The organism is Methanobrevibacter curvatus (genome assembly GCF_001639295.1).
In the GTDB taxonomy this organism is placed as follows: Archaea; Methanobacteriota; Methanobacteria; order Methanobacteriales; family Methanobacteriaceae; genus Methanoflexus; species Methanoflexus curvatus.
On the sequence record NZ_LWMV01000073.1, the window covers coordinates 1 to 2264 of the forward strand.

General features: G+C 23.0%; 1 protein-coding gene. It reads right to left on the reverse strand.

Going from position 1 to position 2264, the window contains the following annotated elements:
- Positions 1–604: 604 nt before the first annotated feature.
- Positions 605–2014, reverse strand: coding sequence for a glutamate--cysteine ligase family protein (locus MBCUR_RS02015; RefSeq protein ID WP_084269409.1), 1410 nt, complete (start codon positions 2012–2014; stop codon positions 605–607).
- Positions 2015–2264: the final 250 nt, after the last annotated feature.

Consider the following 2264-nt stretch of genomic DNA (forward strand, 5'->3'; position numbering starts at 1 on the left):
GAAATAAATGAATATGAAAGTTTTTAAAAAATATCATTAATTATAAACTTTATTTTTAGGACTATAATAACATATTTATTTTAGAATTAAATACTTTTGAATATATTCATAACCTAAGTAAATATTGTTTGAGATATCCTATCCTAGAAATATTAACTAAAAAATAAAGAAAAATCACAAGATTCAATTATCACAAAAACCCCAAGTAAAAAAGATATAAAAAAAAAAGAAAAAAATAAAAAGAAAAAATTGCTAATTTAAAAAACTAAAAATATGTTTTTGGAAAAACTCTTATCTACTCACATTTTTTGAATTAAAAAGTTTTAATATTGATTAAATAGCAGATATTAATATGATACCTCTTCTAATCTAATACAATTCAAATGCTTAGGTTATTTTGCTGACTACAATTGTCTTCTTTTTTTGAGAATAAAATAATACTTTCAAAATACTCTCATATGAAATTAAAAATAACAATAATGATATTAATAATAACATTAATAAGAATGATATTAATAATAACATTAATAAGAATGATATTAATAATAACATTAATAAGAATGATATTGATAATAACAATAGAATTAAACTAAATTAAATGAATTTAAATGTCTTTAGGTAACTTTGAATAGCTTACAATCATTTCTTCTAATGTGTTATCTGAATTTAAATTCCTTATTAATTTTTGTGCAGGATTATCCAAAATTTTTGCTCTTTCATAAAGGGGTTTTAAAAATTCTTCTTCATTGTTTTTTCTTGATTTTAAGCCATCACTTGCTAAATCTAAGACTTTTTTTAATAGTTTTTTGAGATTTTCTTGGTTCACCCATGCAGGAATATCTGCTTTGATAAAAAGTTCCCTTAAATCACTTGAAGAATACCCTTGATTATAAATTGTGGTGTCATTGTCTAATAGCTCATTAAGTTCTTTTACTTTAGTAATTAAACCTAAGTGAAATGCAGGAACAGTTAAACTATCTTCTACTGGTTGACAGCATACACTTCTAAATTCTATTGTTCCTCTAAAAGTAATGTCTTCAAATTTAAATGTTCTAAAATATTTAAAATCATTTAATTCAGGTTTAAATTTGATTTTTTTATATTTTCCATCATTGTAATATTCTCCAATGATTTCTTTTTTGTTAAAGTAGTCAGAAATTAATGTTGGAGTAAAATTAATGTATTTATTTCCTCTTTCACAGCAGTATATACTCAAATCAAGCATATACTCTAAAAACTCATTAATATCTTTAGGTATAGGATCATACATACCCACATTTTTCTTGTTGTAGCCTTGCATACTTTTTTCCCATAACATGTCTCTACTACAAATAAGATCCATATTTTCAGGGTATAAAATAGAGTTAGAAAATAAAATAGCTTTAATTGGCTCGAGCTTAGAAAAAGCAGTTATTGTTTCAATTAGATTATTGTAATCAACATCAATTTGTACCTGTGATGCACTTGTAAACATTCCATACTCTGGTAGCTTATGAAATTCTTTTTGGTTGGAAAATTTAGGATATGTGGAAAGATGATGATAAAGCATTCTATATCTTCCATTTGGTATAGGTACAAGGTTGTTGTAGTTCCTATAAGGATTAACACCAAAACCAGATAGAATGTGATTTTCTTCATTTAAAATTTCTTGAATAAACAAATAATATTCTTTAAATCTCTTGTATACATTATAAATTTTCTTTTCTTTACCAAAAGAAAATTCTATGTTGTTGTATGAGCAGTCATAAGTGTATATATCCCCATTTAAATTATTTTCAAGGGTAGAAATATTTCCATCTTCATCAATGGATTTTACTTCAAAATCAAACTTATCTTTAAAAAGTTTAGTTAGTTTATGAACCAAATCAAAGCTTACTGGGTTTTTCTTAAGGTTAATAATAGGTAGTTCTATTTCAACACCTATAAAAACCTCTCTTTTTGATTTTGTAGGCTCTATGAACCTATTGTAAATAAGTTTTTTCACATCCTCTCTATCCATGACTTTTGAATTCATAGTTTAATTCCTTGTACTTCTTAATCACCGGTTTTAATACAGTTAAGAATATATTATTTCATTACTTATTTAAAAATAAACTAATAAGGAAATTATTCAAAAAATTACTAAATAAATTACTTAAATAAATTACTTAAATAAATTATTCATTCAAAATATATTTTATATAACAATTGTTAAAAACTTTACTATTTTATTTGATAATTTAAATTCAAAAAAATAAAAAATATTTAAAATAATATTAAAAAAT